This is a genomic window from Candidatus Saccharibacteria bacterium oral taxon 488 (genome assembly GCA_013100805.1).
Taxonomy (GTDB): domain Bacteria; phylum Patescibacteriota; class Saccharimonadia; order Saccharimonadales; family Saccharimonadaceae; genus Nanosynbacter.
Map to the genome: position 1 here is coordinate 748,808 of CP040000.1, position 18,786 is coordinate 767,593.

22 protein-coding genes and 2 tRNA genes are annotated in these 18,786 nt (G+C 51.9%); 5 read left to right on the forward strand and 19 right to left on the reverse strand.

What is annotated here, in order from left to right; all coding sequences use genetic code 11:
• The first annotated feature begins 5 nt into the window (after window positions 1–5).
• Window positions 6–1,382, forward strand: coding sequence for an FAD-binding protein (locus tag FBF27_03975; protein QJU09540.1), 1,377 nt, complete (start codon window positions 6–8; stop codon window positions 1,380–1,382).
• Between the two features lie 43 nt (window positions 1,383–1,425).
• Window positions 1,426–1,494: a hypothetical protein gene (locus FBF27_03980; protein ID QJU09664.1), complete on the forward strand. Its 69-nt coding sequence runs from the start codon at window positions 1,426–1,428 to the stop codon at window positions 1,492–1,494.
• 3 nt (window positions 1,495–1,497) lie between these two features.
• Here the strand turns inward: FBF27_03980 and FBF27_03985 are convergent, their stop codons facing one another.
• The 9 genes from FBF27_03985 to FBF27_04025 all read right to left on the reverse strand — a co-directional run bounded on the left by FBF27_03985 (window position 1,498) and on the right by FBF27_04025 (window position 5,785).
• Window positions 1,498–1,857, reverse strand: a complete 360-nt coding sequence (locus tag FBF27_03985; protein ID QJU09541.1) for a hypothetical protein — start codon at window positions 1,855–1,857, stop codon at window positions 1,498–1,500.
• A gap of 324 nt (window positions 1,858–2,181) precedes the next feature.
• Window positions 2,182–2,258 (reverse strand) — tRNA-Met (locus tag FBF27_03990).
• Window positions 2,259–2,286: 28 nt separating this feature from the next.
• Window positions 2,287–2,727: a hypothetical protein gene (locus FBF27_03995; protein QJU09542.1), complete on the reverse strand. Its 441-nt coding sequence runs from the start codon at window positions 2,725–2,727 to the stop codon at window positions 2,287–2,289.
• Window positions 2,728–2,820: 93 nt separating this feature from the next.
• Entirely contained in the window at window positions 2,821–3,162 is a 342-nt protein-coding gene (locus FBF27_04000) for a hypothetical protein (GenBank protein ID QJU09543.1), read from the reverse strand.
• 97 nt (window positions 3,163–3,259) lie between these two features.
• Entirely contained in the window at window positions 3,260–4,033 is a 774-nt protein-coding gene (locus tag FBF27_04005) for a hypothetical protein (GenBank protein ID QJU09544.1), read from the reverse strand.
• Window positions 4,034–4,187: 154 nt separating this feature from the next.
• Window positions 4,188–4,263: transfer RNA gene (locus FBF27_04010), tRNA-Met, on the reverse strand.
• A gap of 76 nt (window positions 4,264–4,339) precedes the next feature.
• The gene (locus FBF27_04015) at window positions 4,340–4,699 is read right to left on the reverse strand and encodes a hypothetical protein (protein QJU09545.1); all 360 of its coding nucleotides are present in this window, start codon (window positions 4,697–4,699) and stop codon (window positions 4,340–4,342) included.
• A gap of 153 nt (window positions 4,700–4,852) precedes the next feature.
• Window positions 4,853–5,059 (reverse strand): hypothetical protein, encoded by a 207-nt coding sequence (locus tag FBF27_04020; protein ID QJU09546.1) that lies wholly within the window; start codon window positions 5,057–5,059, stop codon window positions 4,853–4,855.
• A gap of 63 nt (window positions 5,060–5,122) precedes the next feature.
• Complete coding sequence (locus tag FBF27_04025; GenBank protein ID QJU09547.1) at window positions 5,123–5,785, reverse strand: hypothetical protein; 663 nt, start codon at window positions 5,783–5,785, stop codon at window positions 5,123–5,125.
• Window positions 5,786–5,866: 81 nt separating this feature from the next.
• Between FBF27_04025 and FBF27_04030 the strand changes: the two genes are divergently transcribed.
• Window positions 5,867–7,132, forward strand: coding sequence for a hypothetical protein (locus FBF27_04030; protein ID QJU09548.1), 1,266 nt, complete (start codon window positions 5,867–5,869; stop codon window positions 7,130–7,132).
• A 15-nt stretch (window positions 7,133–7,147) separates the two neighbouring features.
• Here FBF27_04030 and FBF27_04035 read toward each other — a convergent pair whose 3' ends face one another.
• The 4 genes from FBF27_04035 to recA are packed head-to-tail and all read right to left on the reverse strand — an operon-like array spanning window position 7,148 to window position 9,904.
• The gene (locus tag FBF27_04035) at window positions 7,148–7,807 is read right to left on the reverse strand and encodes a hypothetical protein (GenBank protein ID QJU09549.1); all 660 of its coding nucleotides are present in this window, start codon (window positions 7,805–7,807) and stop codon (window positions 7,148–7,150) included.
• Window positions 7,794–8,396 (reverse strand): hypothetical protein, encoded by a 603-nt coding sequence (locus tag FBF27_04040; GenBank protein ID QJU09550.1) that lies wholly within the window; start codon window positions 8,394–8,396, stop codon window positions 7,794–7,796. The genes FBF27_04035 and FBF27_04040 overlap by 14 nt, the downstream gene beginning before the upstream one ends.
• On the reverse strand, window positions 8,393–8,830 hold the full coding sequence (locus tag FBF27_04045; protein ID QJU09551.1) for an NUDIX hydrolase: 438 nt from the start codon (window positions 8,828–8,830) through the stop codon (window positions 8,393–8,395). Before FBF27_04045 ends, FBF27_04040 begins: the two co-directional genes overlap by 4 nt.
• A 3-nt stretch (window positions 8,831–8,833) precedes the next feature.
• Window positions 8,834–9,904, reverse strand: coding sequence for a recombinase RecA (gene recA / locus FBF27_04050; protein ID QJU09552.1), 1,071 nt, complete (start codon window positions 9,902–9,904; stop codon window positions 8,834–8,836).
• Window positions 9,905–9,982: 78 nt separating this feature from the next.
• Between recA and FBF27_04055 the strand changes: the two genes are divergently transcribed.
• Window positions 9,983–10,384, forward strand: a complete 402-nt coding sequence (locus FBF27_04055) for a type II secretion system protein (protein ID QJU09553.1) — start codon at window positions 9,983–9,985, stop codon at window positions 10,382–10,384.
• A 16-nt stretch (window positions 10,385–10,400) separates the two neighbouring features.
• Here FBF27_04055 and FBF27_04060 read toward each other — a convergent pair whose 3' ends face one another.
• Window positions 10,401–11,258, reverse strand: a complete 858-nt coding sequence (locus FBF27_04060; GenBank protein QJU09554.1) for a PH domain-containing protein — start codon at window positions 11,256–11,258, stop codon at window positions 10,401–10,403.
• Between the two features lie 27 nt (window positions 11,259–11,285).
• Window positions 11,286–12,320: a CBS domain-containing protein gene (locus tag FBF27_04065; protein ID QJU09555.1), complete on the reverse strand. Its 1,035-nt coding sequence runs from the start codon at window positions 12,318–12,320 to the stop codon at window positions 11,286–11,288.
• Window positions 12,321–12,483: 163 nt separating this feature from the next.
• Between FBF27_04065 and FBF27_04070 the strand changes: the two genes are divergently transcribed.
• Window positions 12,484–13,068 carry a DsbA family protein gene (locus FBF27_04070; protein QJU09665.1) on the forward strand — a complete coding sequence of 195 codons (585 nt, stop codon included), beginning with the start codon at window positions 12,484–12,486 and terminating at the stop codon, window positions 13,066–13,068.
• Window positions 13,069–13,431: 363 nt separating this feature from the next.
• Here the strand turns inward: FBF27_04070 and FBF27_04075 are convergent, their stop codons facing one another.
• From FBF27_04075 to lysS, 4 genes are all read right to left on the reverse strand, one after another.
• Complete coding sequence (locus tag FBF27_04075; GenBank protein ID QJU09556.1) at window positions 13,432–14,352, reverse strand: magnesium transporter CorA family protein; 921 nt, start codon at window positions 14,350–14,352, stop codon at window positions 13,432–13,434.
• A gap of 36 nt (window positions 14,353–14,388) precedes the next feature.
• Window positions 14,389–16,041 (reverse strand): MFS transporter, encoded by a 1,653-nt coding sequence (locus FBF27_04080; GenBank protein QJU09557.1) that lies wholly within the window; start codon window positions 16,039–16,041, stop codon window positions 14,389–14,391.
• A gap of 232 nt (window positions 16,042–16,273) precedes the next feature.
• Complete coding sequence (locus FBF27_04085; GenBank protein QJU09558.1) at window positions 16,274–16,645, reverse strand: nucleotide pyrophosphohydrolase; 372 nt, start codon at window positions 16,643–16,645, stop codon at window positions 16,274–16,276.
• A gap of 74 nt (window positions 16,646–16,719) precedes the next feature.
• Window positions 16,720–18,297, reverse strand: a complete 1,578-nt coding sequence (lysS, locus tag FBF27_04090; GenBank protein ID QJU09559.1) for a lysine--tRNA ligase — start codon at window positions 18,295–18,297, stop codon at window positions 16,720–16,722.
• Between the last annotated feature and the right edge of the window lie 489 nt (window positions 18,298–18,786).

Here is an 18,786-nt window from a genome sequence, read left to right on the forward strand (position 1 = left end):
GGCACATGGCACAAAAACCAACTTTTGACTATGATGTAATTGTTATCGGCAGCGGCGCTGGCGGTTCACCAGCCGCAACCGTCTTGGCACGCGCTGGCAAGAAAGTCGCCATCATCGAGCGCGGTACCTTTGGCGGCGAATCCCCGAACTGGGGCGACATTCCAACTGGCGCCCTGCTCTATACCGCCGACGTTTATCACGAGGCCAAAACAGCGGCCAAGTTCGGTCTGCGCACCAGCACAGTCGGCTATAATTATCCGTCACTGCTCGCCTGGAAGGACACCGCCATCAAGCGCACCGGCACCGGCGGCAACCGCAGTTACTACGAGAAACAGGGCATCAGCGTCTTTACCGGCAGCGCCCACTTTCTCAGCCCCAACGAGATTACCGTCAGCCGCCGCCACTTATCGGCGCGCAAATTCCTGATCGCTAGCGGCTCAACCTGGCGTGATGATCACATCCCGGGCCTCGACGAAGTGGCCCATCACACACCACAAACCATCCTCTCGCTCAAGCGCCCACCCAAAACGCTGTTCGTTGTCGGCTCTGGCACAACGGCGATGGAGCTGGCATATTTGTTCTCGACCTTTGGTAGTAAGGTGTATGTCGCCGAAACCGCTGGGCGCATCTTGCCCGAGTTTGACCAGGAAGTTGGCGAGCTGATCGCCGCCGATGCTAAGGCACAGCGCGGCATGAACATCCTCACCCAGACAAAGCTGGTCACCGTACAGAAAGACGGCATCGCAAAGCGCGTCACCTACGCTCGTGGCGGCCAGCAACATTCAGTGCGCGTTGATGAGATCCTCATCGCCGACGATCGCTTGCCGACGACCGACATTGGCCTAGAAAATGCGGGCGTGGCATATACCGAACATGGCATTCAAGTCAGCGAAGCGATGCAAACTTCGGCGCGGCACATCTTTGCGGCCGGTAGCGTCGTCGACCTTCAGGCACAGACACACACCATCCTCAGCCACAGCCGCACCGCTGCACACAACCTACTACACCGTAATTTCATCGCGCTTGACGATACACCGCGCTTGACGATCGCATTCACCGACCCGCAGATCGCCCGGACGGGACTGGACGAGGACGATTGCCTGCGCCGTGACTTGAAGATAACTATCGCCCTAGCGCCGCTGACCTTGACCGCTCGCAGCAACATCACCGACCGGCGCAGTGGTTTTGTCAAATTGATCAGCGACAAAAAAGGCGTCCTGCTTGGCGCCACCATCGTTGCACCAGGCGCCAGTGACTTGATGACCGGCCTCAGCCTCGCCATCCGTCACGGCCTGACCGCCAAACAACTGATGAGCACACCAAACTGTTTCATTGCCTGGTCAGAGGCGGTGCGTATTGCGGCGGGGAAATTGGCAGCGTGATGTCGGGGTGGTATGATCGCTCCATGACTATGACGCGGTAAAGATAACCTCGTTCGATATCACTGCTGGATCACAGCTATACCTTGACTGGATCAATGAGACATGTAGATGAATGCTAAACAAGAGCATTCTCAACAATGTATTGAGAGGCCTCTGCAAATTTCTCTTTCCACAGACAATCCTTTAAGGCCGCACCCCCGAGAAGCTTCCTTCTAACACTGAAAAAAGTTAATAAGTCCCAAGGATCGGGCTTCTCCCCGTCCAAACGTTGCATCTGCACATCATGGAGTAAACCTACCAACGGCGATACTCTATTACTATCAAACTGAAAGGTCGGATAAAGGTGATATCCGTGATCAGGAACTGCAAGAACGCTACCGCGGCGCACCGCAGCAAGTGTAATGCTGGAAGCATACTCCCCACCACCAAGTTCTTTGACAGCCTCTTCTGTCGTCAGGAATTGATTTTCTTTCAAGAGTTGATTTCTCGCCTTATTGGCGCGTGCAATTGCCCCGAGGTACATCCGATACTCTGGCGACCTCGAATTACTCAAACCATCAGAGTAGCTCTCTCTAAAATCTCTATAAATCTGACTCCTCCACTGGGCATCGATTTCTGGAGGAAACCGTCTAGTGGGTAGTTGAGGTAATGAACTTAGACGCTCTGTCATGATGTTCTAATATAGCATGACCAGGTCAAACAGGCTAGACGTAGCCACCCCAGCCAATTTACACCACGACTTCACATGTATCAAAAACAAAAACGACCTCAACTCATGAGGCCGAAAAATCAATAAACATGGTTGCGGGGGTAGGATTTGAACCTACGACCTTTTGGTTATGAGCCAAACGAGCTACCAGGCTGCTCTACCCCGCGGCACATTGTCCATCTTAGCAAACACGAATTATTTTTGCAAGTTCTGACTCGTCCGCCGCGCACCAAAGAGGAAATTGATCCACTGCTGGAAGTTACTGGTCGGTTGCTTTTGCGGCGTATTGTGGGCGGTCGGTTGCTGCTTGGCCGCGTCGGTTGATGGCACGATCAGCAATTTTTCGCCGGGCGAGCCACGGCCGAGGCGCTGGCGCACTGCGAGATCGAGGTATTCGTCACTTTCATAATATTTTGATTCATATGCCAACAGTTCAGTGCGCAATTTCTCGACCGTCAGCTGGTACTTTTTTTGATCGACCATCTGTTGCAATTCATAATTGCGCTGCATCGACTCGATCGACCCCCACGCCCAACTCAGCGCGATCAGCGCCGCCGCCGCAACCACAACATTATTCAGCGTCAAATAATCGTGACGCACGTGGTACCAAAATCGTTTGAGTTTCAGCATGTTCATGTTGGTTTTATCAGAAGGTATGGCTATATTATGAGGGGTCAGGTGGGGTTAGTCAAGATGGGCGAGTATGCAGAGGAATTTTATGATAGTACCCTATGGAAGGTCATCCACAGTACGCAAATTCCAGTCCTTGTCGATACGCTTCCATGTTTCGGCTTCCCATTCAGGCGATAATCTTCGTCGAATTTTTGCCGCTATGTCTGGATGTCTGGTAGAAAAATCACGCACGAGTTCTTCAGCTGTCTCAAACCGTCGTTTTGGCACTTTAGGCGCCTCCTCTGCGTCCATTTTCAAGGCTCTCTTCCCGAGCTTCTTCTTGCGCGCACGCGAATATGGCCGACCACATCCTTTACATATTGCCTCCGCCCTTCCATCCGCTGACGTCACAGACTGTTCTTGTGCTGCTGGTTGAGTTGGCTGTAAATGCTCCGTCATAATACTTGATTATAGCATGGATGGTTAAAAATTAGGAGGAACCAGCTCGTAGCAATCTGGCGAAATTACCAGTCCATTCCGACGGCCTGAAACGATCTCAATGCACCAGTTCCGCAAACTCAGAAGAATTCACATAATCAAAATCACATGCCAGATGGTCGCTCAGGAGGTTGTTAACATTCAAGGGGCGCGGGCACGCAGCGCCGAGATATATGGCGGCAATAAGCGCCGTCGATAAGCTGTGGCGAAGATTGAGTACGGCAAGCTTTTCAAAAATATCCGCCTGATGTGTTTCGAGGTAGGTTTTGTGTGGCCTGGTCATCGAGCCTTTTGCAAGTTCTGGCTGCGTCACATCAAGCCCAAGATCCTCAGCCACAGCGACGAGGCGCCGGCTGGCTATCGGCGTCAGACGATCGATATCGTACCTCGTGTCAATTACCGCCTGATTTTGCCGCCGCTCTCTCCACTGGTCGTACAGCCAATCCACTTGTTCCGTTGCAATTGGCGACGACCGTTTCAGCACTGACAAATCGGCACAGAGTTGGTGACCCGCAAAGGTCACGCTGGACAATGTCCGCGAGGAAGCGATATCTGACTCGATCATTTCCAGAAGCCGCGGTACCTCGTCTTCTGATTCCAGATAGACTGACTTGAATCCAAATTCAAGCAGACTTTGATCCTCCAGTGAGTCAAGATGTGCAAGGTCAATGATGGCCCATGAGTAGCAAAACGGTTTTGACGCTCCCCGAACCCGGAAATTCTTTGTCCACTCAACATCAAGCGCAGCCACGAGACTTCGTTCTCGACCAAAAGGGCGCTCTCGTTCACCAAACGGGCGTTCCGCCCACTGCAAATTTGTTCTCAAGTGCATCGACCTACGTATTCTCCTAGAGACGATTTTAACTCACATAGATGCTTTTACCAAGATACTTCCGGAAATGGTTGCGCTTGAAGGGGTGGCGTCACGACCCCTGACAAAACCAAAAACCTCCGACCAATGGCCGGAGGTTCTAACATGACACTTTTGGTGGGGGTGGCTGGGATCGAACCAGCGACCAACAGGTTATGAGCCCGCTGCTCTAACCGCTGAGCTACACCCCCATGAGCGATATTATACCGTAAAAGCGGCCGAGTGAGAAGTGCCGTCAATTTCCCCCACTGCTGGCCGTCAAGCCGCTCACGCGTTCCTGAGTGCAGCGCGCGCCATCGCAGCTCCACGCCTACTAATTTCTCCCCATTTATCATCCGACGACTCTTGCTTTGATACATAGGCCGACATAGCATCCCCAGTACGTGTATCAAACGCTGCAAAATAACTGCGTTGGTGAGGTCGCGGTTTCTTATCCGCAGAGACGTTCTGACCAGACGATAGCTGGCTATTTGAGGGGGCGTTCTGATCAGGCGGCGGTTCAAGCCCCAACTTCCTCCACGCATCATCATATGACAGGTAGCCCATGTCAACATCCCTCTCAACCTTCTCCCATTCCTCCGCGGTCAATTTACGGTCCCGCTCACCAGTCTGCGATAGTTCGCTCATAACTAGTAAATATCATATTTTACTCATAAAAGCAATACTATCTCGGCTCCATAGCCCCCTCACCACAAAAAGACTCCCGCATGAGCGAGAGTCTTTGAGGCACCTGTTTGTTTGATACTATTGTACCGGCAACCAGGTGTATAATGCAAGTGCTTATTTTTTCTTTTTGATCGTCAAAAAGCCGTTGCGTGGATTTTCGGTAACGATCCGGTCATCTGGCAAGTCGCATGGCTCGCCCTTGGCGTTCTTTTCAACCTTGGCGAAAAAATAAATTGTCTGCGTTTTGCCACCGCGCAGCGTGACTTCGGTTTTATGCAAGTAGTATGTAATGCCTTTTGAGTTTGTGTGCTTATAAGCCATTCGTATACCTCCTGTTAGTACTATACTATTCTAGATTAGCGCCTCTGTTAACCCCTGTCAAGCCTAAAGCGGTTTTTGACGATACCGAAGCAGCAGTTTCAATACCGCCAAGGCCACCAGTCGAGCAATGATAATCAACACAATTACCCCTGTTACCACCAATGACCAGCCCGCCAAGTCCGATGACCAGAGCGGCGGTACAAATGTCTGATAATACGGCGCGGTGGCAGGCGGCGTAAATTTGAGGTCAAGCGACGAAGCAGCCGGGTACTTCGCCCATTCATCATTGATGCAGCTGACGTAGCGCGGATCGGCCGTAGCATAAAATCGCCCCCAACCACCAGCCTGGGCTCGGGCGTCGCAGACTTGGCGGACTTTAGCGACCGTGTCGTTGCTGGAACGAGAGGCCGACTTTGACTCGAATTCTTTCCAGGCAGCGTCATAGGCCCGCTTGTACGAGTGCTCCAGAGCGATGCGTCCCGGGTCAGCGTTCATGTGTGCAACCACGTAGCGCTGCAAGTCATACACCCGCCGCTCCAGCGCCCCCTCGTCGCCCTCCTTGTCGGCGTTGATGACGGCGTCACGGCGCTCGATCATGCCAATATTATTTAGCCTGAGGAATGTTGCACTGACAAACGACGCCATCACCAGCAAAATGACCAGCTGCCATGTCTTGATTTCTTCTAGTCGCCGAATTGCCCGACGCGCGCCTCGCTTATCTGCCATTCCCCACCTTTCTCAAGTCCATTATACCAAAGATACTGGGTGAATGCGACACGGGGATGGCGTCAGTGGTATAATGACGCTATGAGGATTTATTTTTCGGGAATTGGTGGTGTGGCAATTGGACCACTGGCAGAAATGGCCATTGGCGCTGGGCACGAGGTCTGCGGCTCTGACCGGGCGGCCGGTTTGATGACAGAGGCGCTCAAGCAGGCCGGCATCACGGTGTCGTTTGATCAGTCGGGCGAGTTTTTGCGCAGCAAGCATCAGCGAGAGCCCTTTGACTGGTTCGTGTATACGGCGGCCCTGCCGGCGGATCATCCAGAGTTGGTACTAGCGAGACAGCTAGGGATTCGCACCAGCAAGCGTGACGAGCTACTCGCTCAGATTATTGCTGATAAGCAGCTCAAGCTCATCGCCGTCACCGGTACGCACGGCAAGACGACGACGACCGGTATGTTGGTGTGGGCCCTGCAGCAGCTCGGCGTGCCAGTGAGCTACCTGGTTGGCTCGACGCTTAGTTTTGGCCCAAGCGGTCGGTTTGATCCGGCCAGTCAGTTTTTGGTGTATGAATGTGATGAATTTGACCGCAATTTCCTCCACTTTTCGCCGTGGCTGAGCCTCATTACTTCAGTTGACTACGACCACCCCGATACCTTTCCAACGCCAGATGATTACCGAGCGGCGTTTCGGCAATTTGGCGAGCAGTCGACGCAGGTGATCGCTTGGCGCGAGGACGCTGACGTATTTACTCCGGCCAACGTAACAGTGCTTGAACAGACTGATCCGCAGATAGCGCTGGCTGGCGAACACAACCGGCATAACGGCACGCTGGCAGCACGGGCGGTGATGCTGGTGCAAGAGGTGGCTGCCTTCGAGATTGAGGCTGAGGCGATTATCACGGCGCTCAATACCTTTCCGGGTACCGGCCGACGCTTCGAGAAGCTAGCTGACAATCTCTACACCGACTACGGCCATCATCCGTCGGAGATTGCCGCCACGCTGCAGCTGGCTCATGAACTAAATGACCGCGTGGTGCTCGTCTACCAGCCACACCAAAATATTCGCCAGCACGAGGTGCATGAACGCTACACTGATGAGATTTTTACCCATGCCAGCAAGATATATTGGCTGCCGACGTACTTGACCCGCGAAGACCCGAACCTGCCGGTGCTGACGCCGGAGGAATTGACGCGCCAATTGACGACGGACAAGGTACATATCGCGCAGCTGGATGAGGTGCTGTGGCACACGATTGAACAGCAGCGAGCACGTGGTGCGTTGGTACTCGGTATGGGTGCCGGGACAATCGACGGGTGGCTGCGCGAGCAGTTAGGCCGCAGCGCTTGATCACAAGTAGCCGGCCTATTCGTCAGGCTCGCCACCAAGCGCCGCCCGGATATCGTCATATGAAAATCCTTGACGGGCTAGATACGCCATAAACTTTTGCGGATCGCCAGCATATTTATAACGTTTTTTAGCGATAATTTTTCGTAGCTCCTCGTCATCGGAGCGGATATTTTCACTGATTAATTGCTCTATCGTCTCGCGGTCAATCCCCTTTTGCGCTAGTTCCAATTTTAGCCGCCTAACACTAGCGCCTTTTTGCAAGAACCGATGTTCCAGCCAAAAGCGGGCAAACTTTTCATCGTCGAGGTATTTTTTCTCGATCAGCCGCGCGAGCACCCGCTCGGTAATTTCTGGCTTCACACCCGGACGCTCAATAATTTCACCGGTCTTCGGCGAGCGCTTTTTGGTCGGCCTGGTTTTACGCCACAAATAATCGCGCATTTCTTTAATTGAGCGCGGCCGCGCCAAGCAATACTCCATGGCGCGGGCGTACAGCTTACCAAACTGGCTCTCATCCTCCAGCGCCGCCAATTCTTCGTCGGTATATTCGCGCCCAACCTTAATCCCCAGCTCACCCACCTGAAAGACATCGAGGCTAAAGCGATAGACACCATCAACACTCACATTAACACGGTTTTTGTCGCGAGTTTGGAGAGAGATGTCAGTGATTTTCATGAAGCAACCTATCACTCCTCCCGGTATCCTCAAGGTAATCAATGATCTGCGGTAACGCTTTTAGCCCCGACTCTGATCCAAGATGATGACCATTGTGGACAGTTACGAATTCTGCACCAAGCCGCCCAGCAAACACCCTAGCGTCACCATATGAGCAATATGGATCGTTGTCGCTATGAATAAATAGCAGCCGCCCTGCGCCACAGCGAATCTTCTCAATATCAAAACCAGTATCAGGCCATAATCTATCAAATTGACCTGGTTCATACTGATCCGTACCGATCGTCAATCGTTCATTCAAGAATGTACCGACGAGAATTGCCGTCTCGACTACAGGGATATCGTCTGACTGCAATAGATTCAAAACTGTCGTCGCACCAGAAGAATGTCCAACTAAAAGATTATCTGTAAAATCCCAGCCCTGACTCAACAGAAAATGATGATATTCCTCCCTATTGGGCGTGTGGCAATTTGGTAGTTGCGGTTCAAAAACTTTGTAGTTATGCGCTTTTAGCCAATCGTGCAACCAAACAAACCAATGCTCTCCTGGTGTACCATCTGTCCCATGAAGTAAGACCGCCTTTCTCATATAAGTATCTTTCGGATTGCCCGTTTATATACCTCTGGCAGATTATCGAGTTGAAGCGCCGCACGAATAATAAACTTTTGAAACTCAGCCTTGCCAGCCTCACCGTTAAGCTCAGGCCCACCGACCTTTCGGCCTACATCACCAGCAAAGGTAACGATCCCGATATGTGTTGTCGTTCCAAAATCCTTTTTCCAAATATACACATCGACAAGACGTGGTGATACTAGCTCAACACCCAGCTCCTCAGCAATTTCACGAACGATCGTCTGTTCTGGTTGCTCACCCTCATCAAGCCGACCGCCGGGCAACTCCCAATCATTGCGCTCATTTTTTCGTAGCCATATACTGTTACCATCACGAACAATTGCTTTACATGACAGCGTGACTGCTAGATTTCCCCATTCATCACGCAGCGTTACTCGCTGACCAGCCATTGGCTACCCCTCTGCTTCTTTGACCTTCTCCCGAACCTTCTGGTCAATTTCCGCCAGAACCTCAGGGTTTTCTTTCAGATACAATTTAGTTTTATCGCGGCCCTGGCCAATAGTCTCGCCGTTATACTTGTAAAAGGCGCCAGATTTTTCGACAATACCGTGCGTAGCTGCTAAATCCAGAATGTCGCCAGTTTTAGAAATGCCTTCATTATACATAATGTCAAACTCAGCGATGCGGAATGGCGGCGCAATCTTATTCTTCACCACCTTGATCTTGGTGCGGTTACCGAGAATATCATCGCCAACCTTGATCTGCCCAATCCGACGAATATCCACCCGCTGCGAGGCGTAAAACTTCAGTGCGTTACCGCCCGTCGTAGTCTCAGGATTGCCAAACATCACACCAATCTTCATGCGAATCTGGTTGATGAAAATCACCGTCGCTTTCGACTTGTTGATGATACCAGTCAATTTACGCAGCGCTTGGCTCATCAGCCGCGCCTGCAGACCCATGTGCGAATCACCCATATCGCCGTCAATTTCTGCTTGCGGCGTCAATGCTGCCACCGAGTCCACCACAATCAGATCCACCGCGTTTGAGCGCACCAAGGTTTCGGTAATTTCCAGCGCCTGCTCACCGTTGTCTGGCTGCGATACCAGCAGATTCTCGGTGTCCACACCCAACCGCTTGGCATAGCTCGGGTCAAGCGCGTGCTCAGCGTCGATAAACGCCGCCGTGCCGCCCTGTTTTTGAATTTCAGCAATGGCATGCAATGTCAAAGTTGTCTTACCCGAACTCTCGGGGCCGTAAATCTCGATGATGCGTCCCTTTGGATAGCCACCACCCAGCGCCAAATCAAGGCTCAGCGAGCCCGACGGAATCACTTCAACATCAACTTTGTGCGCCTCGCCCAGCTTCATGATCGAGCCATCACCAAACTGCTTGGTGATTTGATCCATCGCCAGACCCAAGGCTTTTAACTTCCCGTCATCAATCTTTTTCTCTGTCACCCAAGCCGTACCAGTCGCGGCGTCTGTTTGATGTTTGTCATCGGTTTTCGCTGTGCTAGCCATACCTCTCCCTCCGTTATCTTATGCTGTATAGTATACCATAAATCAAGCGCCTACCACGAGCAGTGAAACTTTGCTATAATGGACAACATGAAACGACAAGCAGGCTTTACGGTGATCGAGGTGCTAGTGGCGATTATATTTCTCGGCGTGGCCACGGCGGTGGCGTTCACCCAGCTGGTGACGATCCAACGCGAGCACCAAAACGACCGGAAAAAAACCGCTATTAATGCCATGCATTACAGCCTCGAAGAAGCCTATTACAAGCAGCACGGTTTTTATCCAGAAAAAATTACCGATGAGACGCTGCCGACCATGGACAAGGAATTGCTCAAAGATCCGAGTGGTAAAAAACTTGGTGACAACGGCAGCACCTATCGCTACGAGCCAACAAACTGTACCGGCGGTAAGTGCAAATCATATTCGCTCAGAGCCACGCTTGATGGTGAGGCAGATTTCGTCAAAGACAGCCGCCACAAATAACTAAATCGTAGCCAAACTAATCGTAACAGACTGGCCGGCCATTCTTGAAGGCTTCAATGGCGTTGTTGAGGATGGCCACTTGGTGCTTGGGATTGGCCACGTAATGAAAAATATAAGTTGTCTCCTCACCCTCAGTACTGAGACGAATTGTGCCGTAGTTAAAGATCGTCTGGGCAATGCCGGCTTGGAAAAAGCTGGCGTCCTCAATGCTGCCGAGACTCACTGTCTGTTCATGACGAACGAAGAGGCTCTGTTGGATTTCCTGGATGACGCTTTCATTAGTCATGAAAAAGTGATTCTGTAGATACACCCACAGGGTGATCGCGCCGCCTAACACCACCAAGGCAACGAGCAGCAGCGCAATACCCAGCACCGCTCCCGGATTCACCGCCGGAAACAGCGGAATATTAGCGGTTAGCGACGAGAATGAGGCCGCAAATACCAGCAACACCACGACCAACAGGAGAGTGATGGCTGTAGGAATGACCATGCCGATCGGGTGGCGCTTGATGTCGAGGATGACATACTCGCCTTCGCTGAGATTGAGCTGCGGATAATCACGAACGGACTGGTCGTGACGCGCCTTGGTCTCTGGGCTGACTGCGGGAACGGTCGGCTCAATCGGCCGCGCGGCATGAACGACATTCGGTTCGTTAGCGTACTGGGCACGGATCTGCGGATTGAAGTTTTGCCCTTCAATCATCTCTGGCTGGATGGTGACGTGCGAGGTTGGCTGTGGCTCAATCGGCGGCGCGGTCGTCACCGGTGGCGGTGTCGCGGCAGCCGGCGGATGATGATACAGCGGCCGACCATCAGAATCATACGCAACCGGCTGGGTATAATCAGGCTCGGGGTTAGTCTGGTTCGGATTCATTAGTTCTAGTATAGCATATCGGCCGGATTATGCGACGTCACGGGCATGTTTTGTCCGATTGTTATAGCGTGGATTACGTTGCGCCACCCGCCGCAGATCCTCGTGCGCATCAAACTCGTCAATGATCTTATGTCCCAGTATCCGCTCAAGCACGTCCTCCAGGCTGACGATACCAACCGTCTCGCGAAACTCATTCACCACGATGAACAAGTGATGCCGCACTCGCAAAAACGCCGCCAGCGCGTGCTGCAACGTCTGATCCTCGCGGATATAATACACCTTTTTCTCCATGACCGCTCGCACTCGCTTGCTCGTCGACGAACGGTTAATTGTCAATAAATCCTGAATATATAGCATCCCCACTATATGATCAATATCGCCCTTGGTCACCGGAAAGCGGCTATGTCCAGTCTTGTGTAGCGCATCCAGCACCAGCGGCCCCAACACCTCGTCCTGATCCACCGTATCAATCACGCTACGCGGCGTCATCACTTCCTTGACTGGCACCGTATCAAACGACAATACACCGATGACCATCTTTTTCTCATCCCGACTGAGCGCCTCACCTGCCTGCTCGACCATGGCGACGAGCTCTTCTTTTGATTCAATGTCATAGCCGTCATTGGGCATCGGTGCCACCGAGCGAATCATTGCAAACAACGTCGGATGCTTCTCGATCAGCACCAAAATTCGCCCCTCATACCGCTCGTAAAGCCGCTGGGAATATTGTTGCCATAGCGAAATCCGCGCCAGTGCGCCCGCCTCCAATGCGATGGCTAGCGAAATGATAATGCCCAGTAGCCAATAAAACAACTCCACACCGATGACACTGAGCGTCACCAGCAGCACCGCTGCGATCACCCGCTGCAGCGAAAAAATATCCCGCATCAGCGCATGTCGCTTCAACAAATGCTGCGCATCCTGATCACCGCGGCGCGCTCGCCGCTGCAGCTCAAACTTACTGTGTGACGAGGCCTGCGGATGGACACCCATCACGATGAGCAGCAGCACGAGGATTACGGCATACAGGATTCCTAGCAAAATATCGCTCATGCTGTTCATTGTATACTTTTTATGCTATAATAGCTAGAGTTAATTTGGAGGAAATATGAACGGAAAAACCTGGGCTATCTTTGCAATCGTTGTCGCGGCTGTCGTCGGCGGTATGATTTATCTGTCAACACAGAATCGTTTGAACGTTAGTGATATCTCAAATGACGCAGCTATGCGCATCATACCGGCCGAAGCGCGCACTGGTGACATCGGTGAGCACACGATCGGCAACACCAACGGCAAAGTTGTGATGATCGAATACGGCGACTACCAATGCCCGGGCTGCCGCACTGCCGCACCAGAGGCCAAGCGCGTGGCCGAGAAGTACAAGGATCACGTCGCGCTGGTCTTTCGTAATTATCCGATCCCGTCGCTCCATCCAAACGCCCGAGCGGCGGCGGCGGTCGCCGAGGCAGCTGGACTGCAGGGCAAGTTCTGGGAAATGCACGATCTACTCTACACCAACCAAGGCGCATGGAGTAATGCCCGCGCCAAAGAACGCACCGACGTCTTCAGCAGCTACGCCAAGCAGCTGGGCCTGAATGTTGATAAGTTCAATGCTGACCTAGCCGGCAGCGCTGTCACGAAGAAAATTGACTTTGACGTGGCGGTCGGGCGACAGTTACAAATTGATGGCACACCAACCTTTTTCATCAATGGCAACAAGCTTAACCTCGGTGACGCTAGCTCTATCGAAAATGCTGTCAAAGACGCCCTGAAAAAAGCCGGCGTCGCAGTTGATGAAGCAAAAAAATAACATCAAATTGATCAAAAGCATTAACTGGTGTCCAAGTAAAAATCACCCCGGTGCCTGTGGGGTGATTTTTATGCCGTCCCTTTTTATGGACAAGCGCACTTATTGTGCTATGTATGTTTGCCATTTGGCAGGCACCACATCCACTGCGACCTTTTTGCGCCGACTGGTCGACACAACATTGATTGCTATTGGCATGTGTTTCGTACTCCTTTGTACTAGTGCAGCCTCACGCGCTTCGACCTTTATTGCCCACTTTATGATAAGCAGCGATATGCTTCGGCGCGAGACACATCAGCCATCATAGCAAAGACTGATACGAACGTCAAGCCAGGTCTACCTCTGATCTGACCCCCGATATCAGCCTCAAAACAAGCGCAGTCGCTTGGCGAAGATGTACACAATGCCGATGAGCAGCACCGTAAACCCGGTAATCACCGGATAGGCCCACGCCTCACCTTGAAACGGCAAGGTAATATTCATGCCGTACATACCGTAAAACACATTCGGGATGGCCAGGAGAATGGTGATGGCGGTCAAGACTTTCATCCGCTGATTAAGGACATTATTGGCGATGGTTGAATAGGCGTTCTGGATGCTGGTGATGGTCTGGCTGTTGGCGGCGACCATGACCAGTAATTGCTTGACGTGCAGCACCAGATCACCCAGCGCCTCGAGGTCGCGCACCGTGAACAGGCCGCGGCGATTGAGCGCTAATTGGCCGAGCACGCTCGCTAGCCCCTCGAGACTCGAATGAAACTCGTTGAGGCTATCTTCAATAGCTACAAACTCGATAAAGTCAGCGTTTTTCACCTCGTGGCGCGACAGCCGGTGTCTGGCGGCAGCGATATTACCAGCAAGGTCATGAATCTGTTGTTCGTACGCAGCCACCGCACAAGCGATAGTCGCTGCGAGGAGGGCGCCGGGCTTGTCGGTCGTAGTTGTGAGAAACGGCTCGGCGGCTCGCGGCGAGAAATTATTGGCAGGATTAATCGTTACAAACTGGGTTTTTGATACAGCGGCCAGTAGCGGCGCGGTCTTGACCATATCATCCCGAACCAACGGTAGCCGCACAAAGACGTACTCAATACCACCGCTATATTCCATCCGTGGCAGCTCGCGCACATCGGCCGCGTCACGGACAATATTTTCATCAAGGCCGAACTGCTCGGCGAGTTCGCTTGGACGTAGCGTGCCGCTAACATGCGCCCACACGCCACGATGAAACTGATGCGTTCGCCCTAACGAATCACCTGCACATCGCCGCTCAAAGTAGCCCACCGTCATGCAAAAATTATACCCCAGAAAACACCACTCTGGCAATTAGCCGCGCAGTCGCTTTTCCCGAACCGGCATGACTGCAATCATCGCAACAACCATCAGCCCCGAACTGATCAAGAATACCTGATGCAGACCATCGGTAAACGCATGGAGAATGACATTGGTAAATTCATCCTGCTGGCGGCTAAATTGCTGTTTTGCCCGGGCCTGAGCCGGTGCTGGTAGCCGCTCAAACTCTTGAGCTGCCGCCCGAGCGATCGTCTCTTTTTGAGCATTCAGCCGCAGCAACACATCAGCGTTCAGCTCACCAGATAGCATCTGCTGGGCAGCCGGTGAGCGCTGTAAGCTCTGGATGTATGGCAGCTGATGTGGATCGCCAACATGTGCTAGGATGCCAGCGGTTAATATGCCCGATAATACTGCCGCACCAATTGTCGAGCCCAGCCCACGGAACAGCTGCACGCTGGAGGTCGCCGCACCGAGGTCTTTTTGCGTAAACTCATTCTGCACCGCCAAGGTCAAGATCGGCATCGCCGCGCCGAATCCAAGCCCAACAAATACCGCCACGATAGCTTCGTGCCAATATGGCGATTCTGGCTGTAGAATTGTTAGCACGGCGACACCGACCGCCGTTAGCCCAAAACCGGCCACTATCCAGCGTTTATATGCACCGGTTTTAGCAACCAGCCGACCGATAGTTATGGAGCTTGTTATGCTACCCGCCACCATCGGCAGCAGCATCAGCCCGGCTTGCGAGGCAGTAGCACCAAACACTTGCTGGTTAAACTGTGTTAGATATAAAATTGCCCCCATAAAGGCCGCGCCAAACAGGCTAGCTGCCGCCATAATCAAACTATATGTCCGATTGGCAAAGAACCGTAGCGGCAGAATCGGCTGCTTGGCTCGCCGCTCGATCAGCACAAAACTCAGCGCCGCCAGTACTGATATCGTTAGTAGCATGCCCTGAACCAACGCTAGGCTAACACCGCGCTCGATTAGTCCCTTAAAGATCATCTCTGTGTTGTCTACCGCCAGCACCAGTGTCGCCAGAGCAATGGTGATAAACAGCGCGCCGAGGTAATCGGGCTTGTGCGTGCGGTCATGCTTGATCTGCGGGCAGTAGCGAATGATGAGTACGGCGGCGATCACGCCGATCGGCACATTGATCAAGAACGTCCAGCGCCAATCACTAACCATGCCAAATAGCGACACACCATCTGTCAGCCAACCACCGATTAACGGCCCAGCTACTGAACTCATCCCAAAGACCGCACCAAACAGTCCTTGCCATTTACTACGTTCCTTTGGCGGAAAGAGATCACCAACAATAGTAAAGGCATTCGCAGTGATGATACCGCCGCCGATGCCCTGCAGCGCCCGCCACGCGATCAGCCACTCGACTGTCGGCGCCAGGCCGCTCAGTAGCGAGCCGATGGTAAAGATACTCACTCCGGCGAGTAACAGCGGCTTGCGGCCATACATGTCGCTCAACTTACCAGCCAGCGGCACGGTCACCGTGGTGGTCAACATGTAAGCAGTCACGATGAAGCCAAGCGATGAAAAGCTATTAAATTCCTTGACAATCGCCGCCAGCGCCGTCGAGACAATCGTTTGATCCAGCGCCACCAAAAACAGTGCGCTCATCACCGCACTCATGACGATTAGTTTACTTCTGATTGATAATTCGTGTAGCATTGTTACCTTTCACGTTATTCAAGTATCAGTAGCCCATAAATGTAAGAACTCTCCAACTCAACTACTCAGTACGATTTACATCCTGCACCCAAGTGTAGTATTTTACGCCGGACGGGCAGTGGGTGTCAAGCCGAGCTGCCGCAAGTGACACCGTGCCGTGAAGTCTATCGACCCAAGCTGTCCTAATACTTACAATGCAAAATAGCCGCAATGACATTCTACGGCAGCAGCCTTATAGCGTCGTATCCTTTTTATAATTTTTCTTAGCCTCTAGCAAGCGGCGATTTTGTTCAACTTTATCTTTGATCTCAAAAATTTCAACTGGATACTTTTTATCTAGTTTAGCAATTTTTGCAGCAACCGCTTCGGGAATATTGATATCAAATCGGTCGGCAAATTGAATCGCATAGATAATGATGTCAGCCAGCTCGCTTGCCATATCTTCTTTTGTGCCAATATGCGTGTCGTTCCATTGAAAATATTCAAGCAACTCATTGACCTCCAACGATAACGAAATTGCTAAACCACGTGAATCCTTCGTCCTATCCCACTGACGAGCACAGACGTGACTCATTACTAATTTTTGTACTTCTTCAAATGTCATGCTGTCTCCTTTATCTATTGTCACGTCTATGGTACTACTGATAGCTCAGTCCCAACCTGGCCTCGCCAAAACTCTTACTTGACCAGCCGTAGTCGCTCAACCAGCCAGTCTCTTGGCAGGATTGATAAAAACCAGCCAGCGCGCGGGCCGGAATCTTTGCTAATGAGCACGCGGTAGATGGTGGTGAAGAGTTCCCGCGGCGGCAGCAAGCCGCTTTCCTTGTAGGCGTAAATTGCTTGATGAAACCAATTGCCATCAGCTTCAGCCGGCGCCCCGGTGATATCGTCAGCTAATCGCCGCAGGTATTCTTTTTGCTCTGGCGAAAACTCATCGGGATGTACCTCGTCCGCTAGGCGAAACTTCAATGACTCAGGCGCCCATCGCTCCAGCCACCGACTGACATAGCCTAGTTCTGTGATAATCACCGTCTCTTCCTCATCGACGATGCGGACATATTCCGGACTGCGTCGCAAAATTTCCACCGTTTTTGCCGTGTCGCACAACGCCGCTTGGTATGAAATGACCAGATGCGAGAATGGAATTGAGCTGACCGCTGGATGATTCAGCCCGTCAGTACACAAGAATAATAGCTGTTTGTCGAGCTCATTTTGTGGATACTGCTTCATCGCCGCGAAGTCGTCAACCAGCCGTACGAGGCTATCGGTCTCGTCAAAGTACAATCGCTTGGCCGGTGAATACCGGAGCATGAAATAGCGCACCACTTCAGGCGGCAACATATCGACAACATCATGCGCGTTCACGCCGGTGCCTTTGCTGGCACTCATCTTTTTGGTGTCACCCGTGCGATTGATAAAATCATACGGCACCGGTACTGGCGCATCAATGTCATAAACCTCACGGGCGATCCGCCTGCCGGTATCATACGAGCCGCCCTTCGTGGCGTGATCACGGCCAAACGGCTCAACATCAACGCCGAGCAGCCACCACCGCCCCGGCCAGTCCAGCCGCCAATCCAACTTTACTTGCCCGTCGTCATACCGAACCGTATTCTCCGAGCCGTCATGGCTACGATAGATAATTGTTTTTGTATCGCTATCCATTCTGACAAACTGACGATTTTTAAGACGACCATGTTCCATAATCTGAATCGGCGACCATTGATCATCCAACTGCCGACCCGACACCTCCTGTATGGCTGACTTAGCTTTGTCGATGCGACTCAGAGAGCGCTCGATGGCCGGCACAAAGAAGCCGCTGCGATATTTATCGCTGGCATAGACCACGTCCATAGTGACGCCAATTTTATCGGCGCTATCGAGGAATGGCTTCAGGCAAAAATCTCCCCATGAATCATATTGATCATCTGGTGATGGTACCATACAGAGCGGCATACCCAAGTACTGCTCGTAACTGGCCGGCAGATTGACCGGCACCTTACGAAAGGCGTCGAGGTTGTCTGAAACGTGAACGTGGCGCGCCCGAATGCCTGCTTGCTTCAGCGCCCGCACTACGGCGTCAGCGATAACGATTTCGCGCAAATGCCCCACATGATACACCCCCGACGGCGACGCACCCGAAGAAACGAGCACCTCTTTATCCACATTTCGAAACCGATCGACAATATCATCAAGCCACTTCATATGTGCTATTATACACCATGAAAATATTATTCTGCGCATTAGCCCAACCATTTGCCTTATGAATATGCAAAAAGCAGTTATATTATTCGAGAAGATCCGCGACTTGCCATACGGAACAAGTGGTAATAATGGGATGTGGTCATGCTACCAAAAATGCGTGTATTTACAGCGAGAATTACAAAAAGTTGACATAGCAAGCCAGTTGTTAATTGGCGTATTTAATTGGCAGGATTTACCAATACCTGATCGTATTCTTAAACTACGTCAATGTCGAAACGAGCGACACGCTATACTTCGTGTATTTATTAATGGATCGGTCTGCGACATTGATCCATCAATTGATAACAAACTCGTATCAATTTTACCAATAGCTCAATGGGATGGAATTTCGAGTACGATAACTATGGCACCTCTCAAACGTCTGCGAATCTACAAACCGCATTCCCTACATGAGCGTATTTCGTCGCGATTGCGACATCAATTCTTCGGTTGTAATCCTGAGAAGTTTTACACTGAACTCGATTTGTGGCTAACAGCATA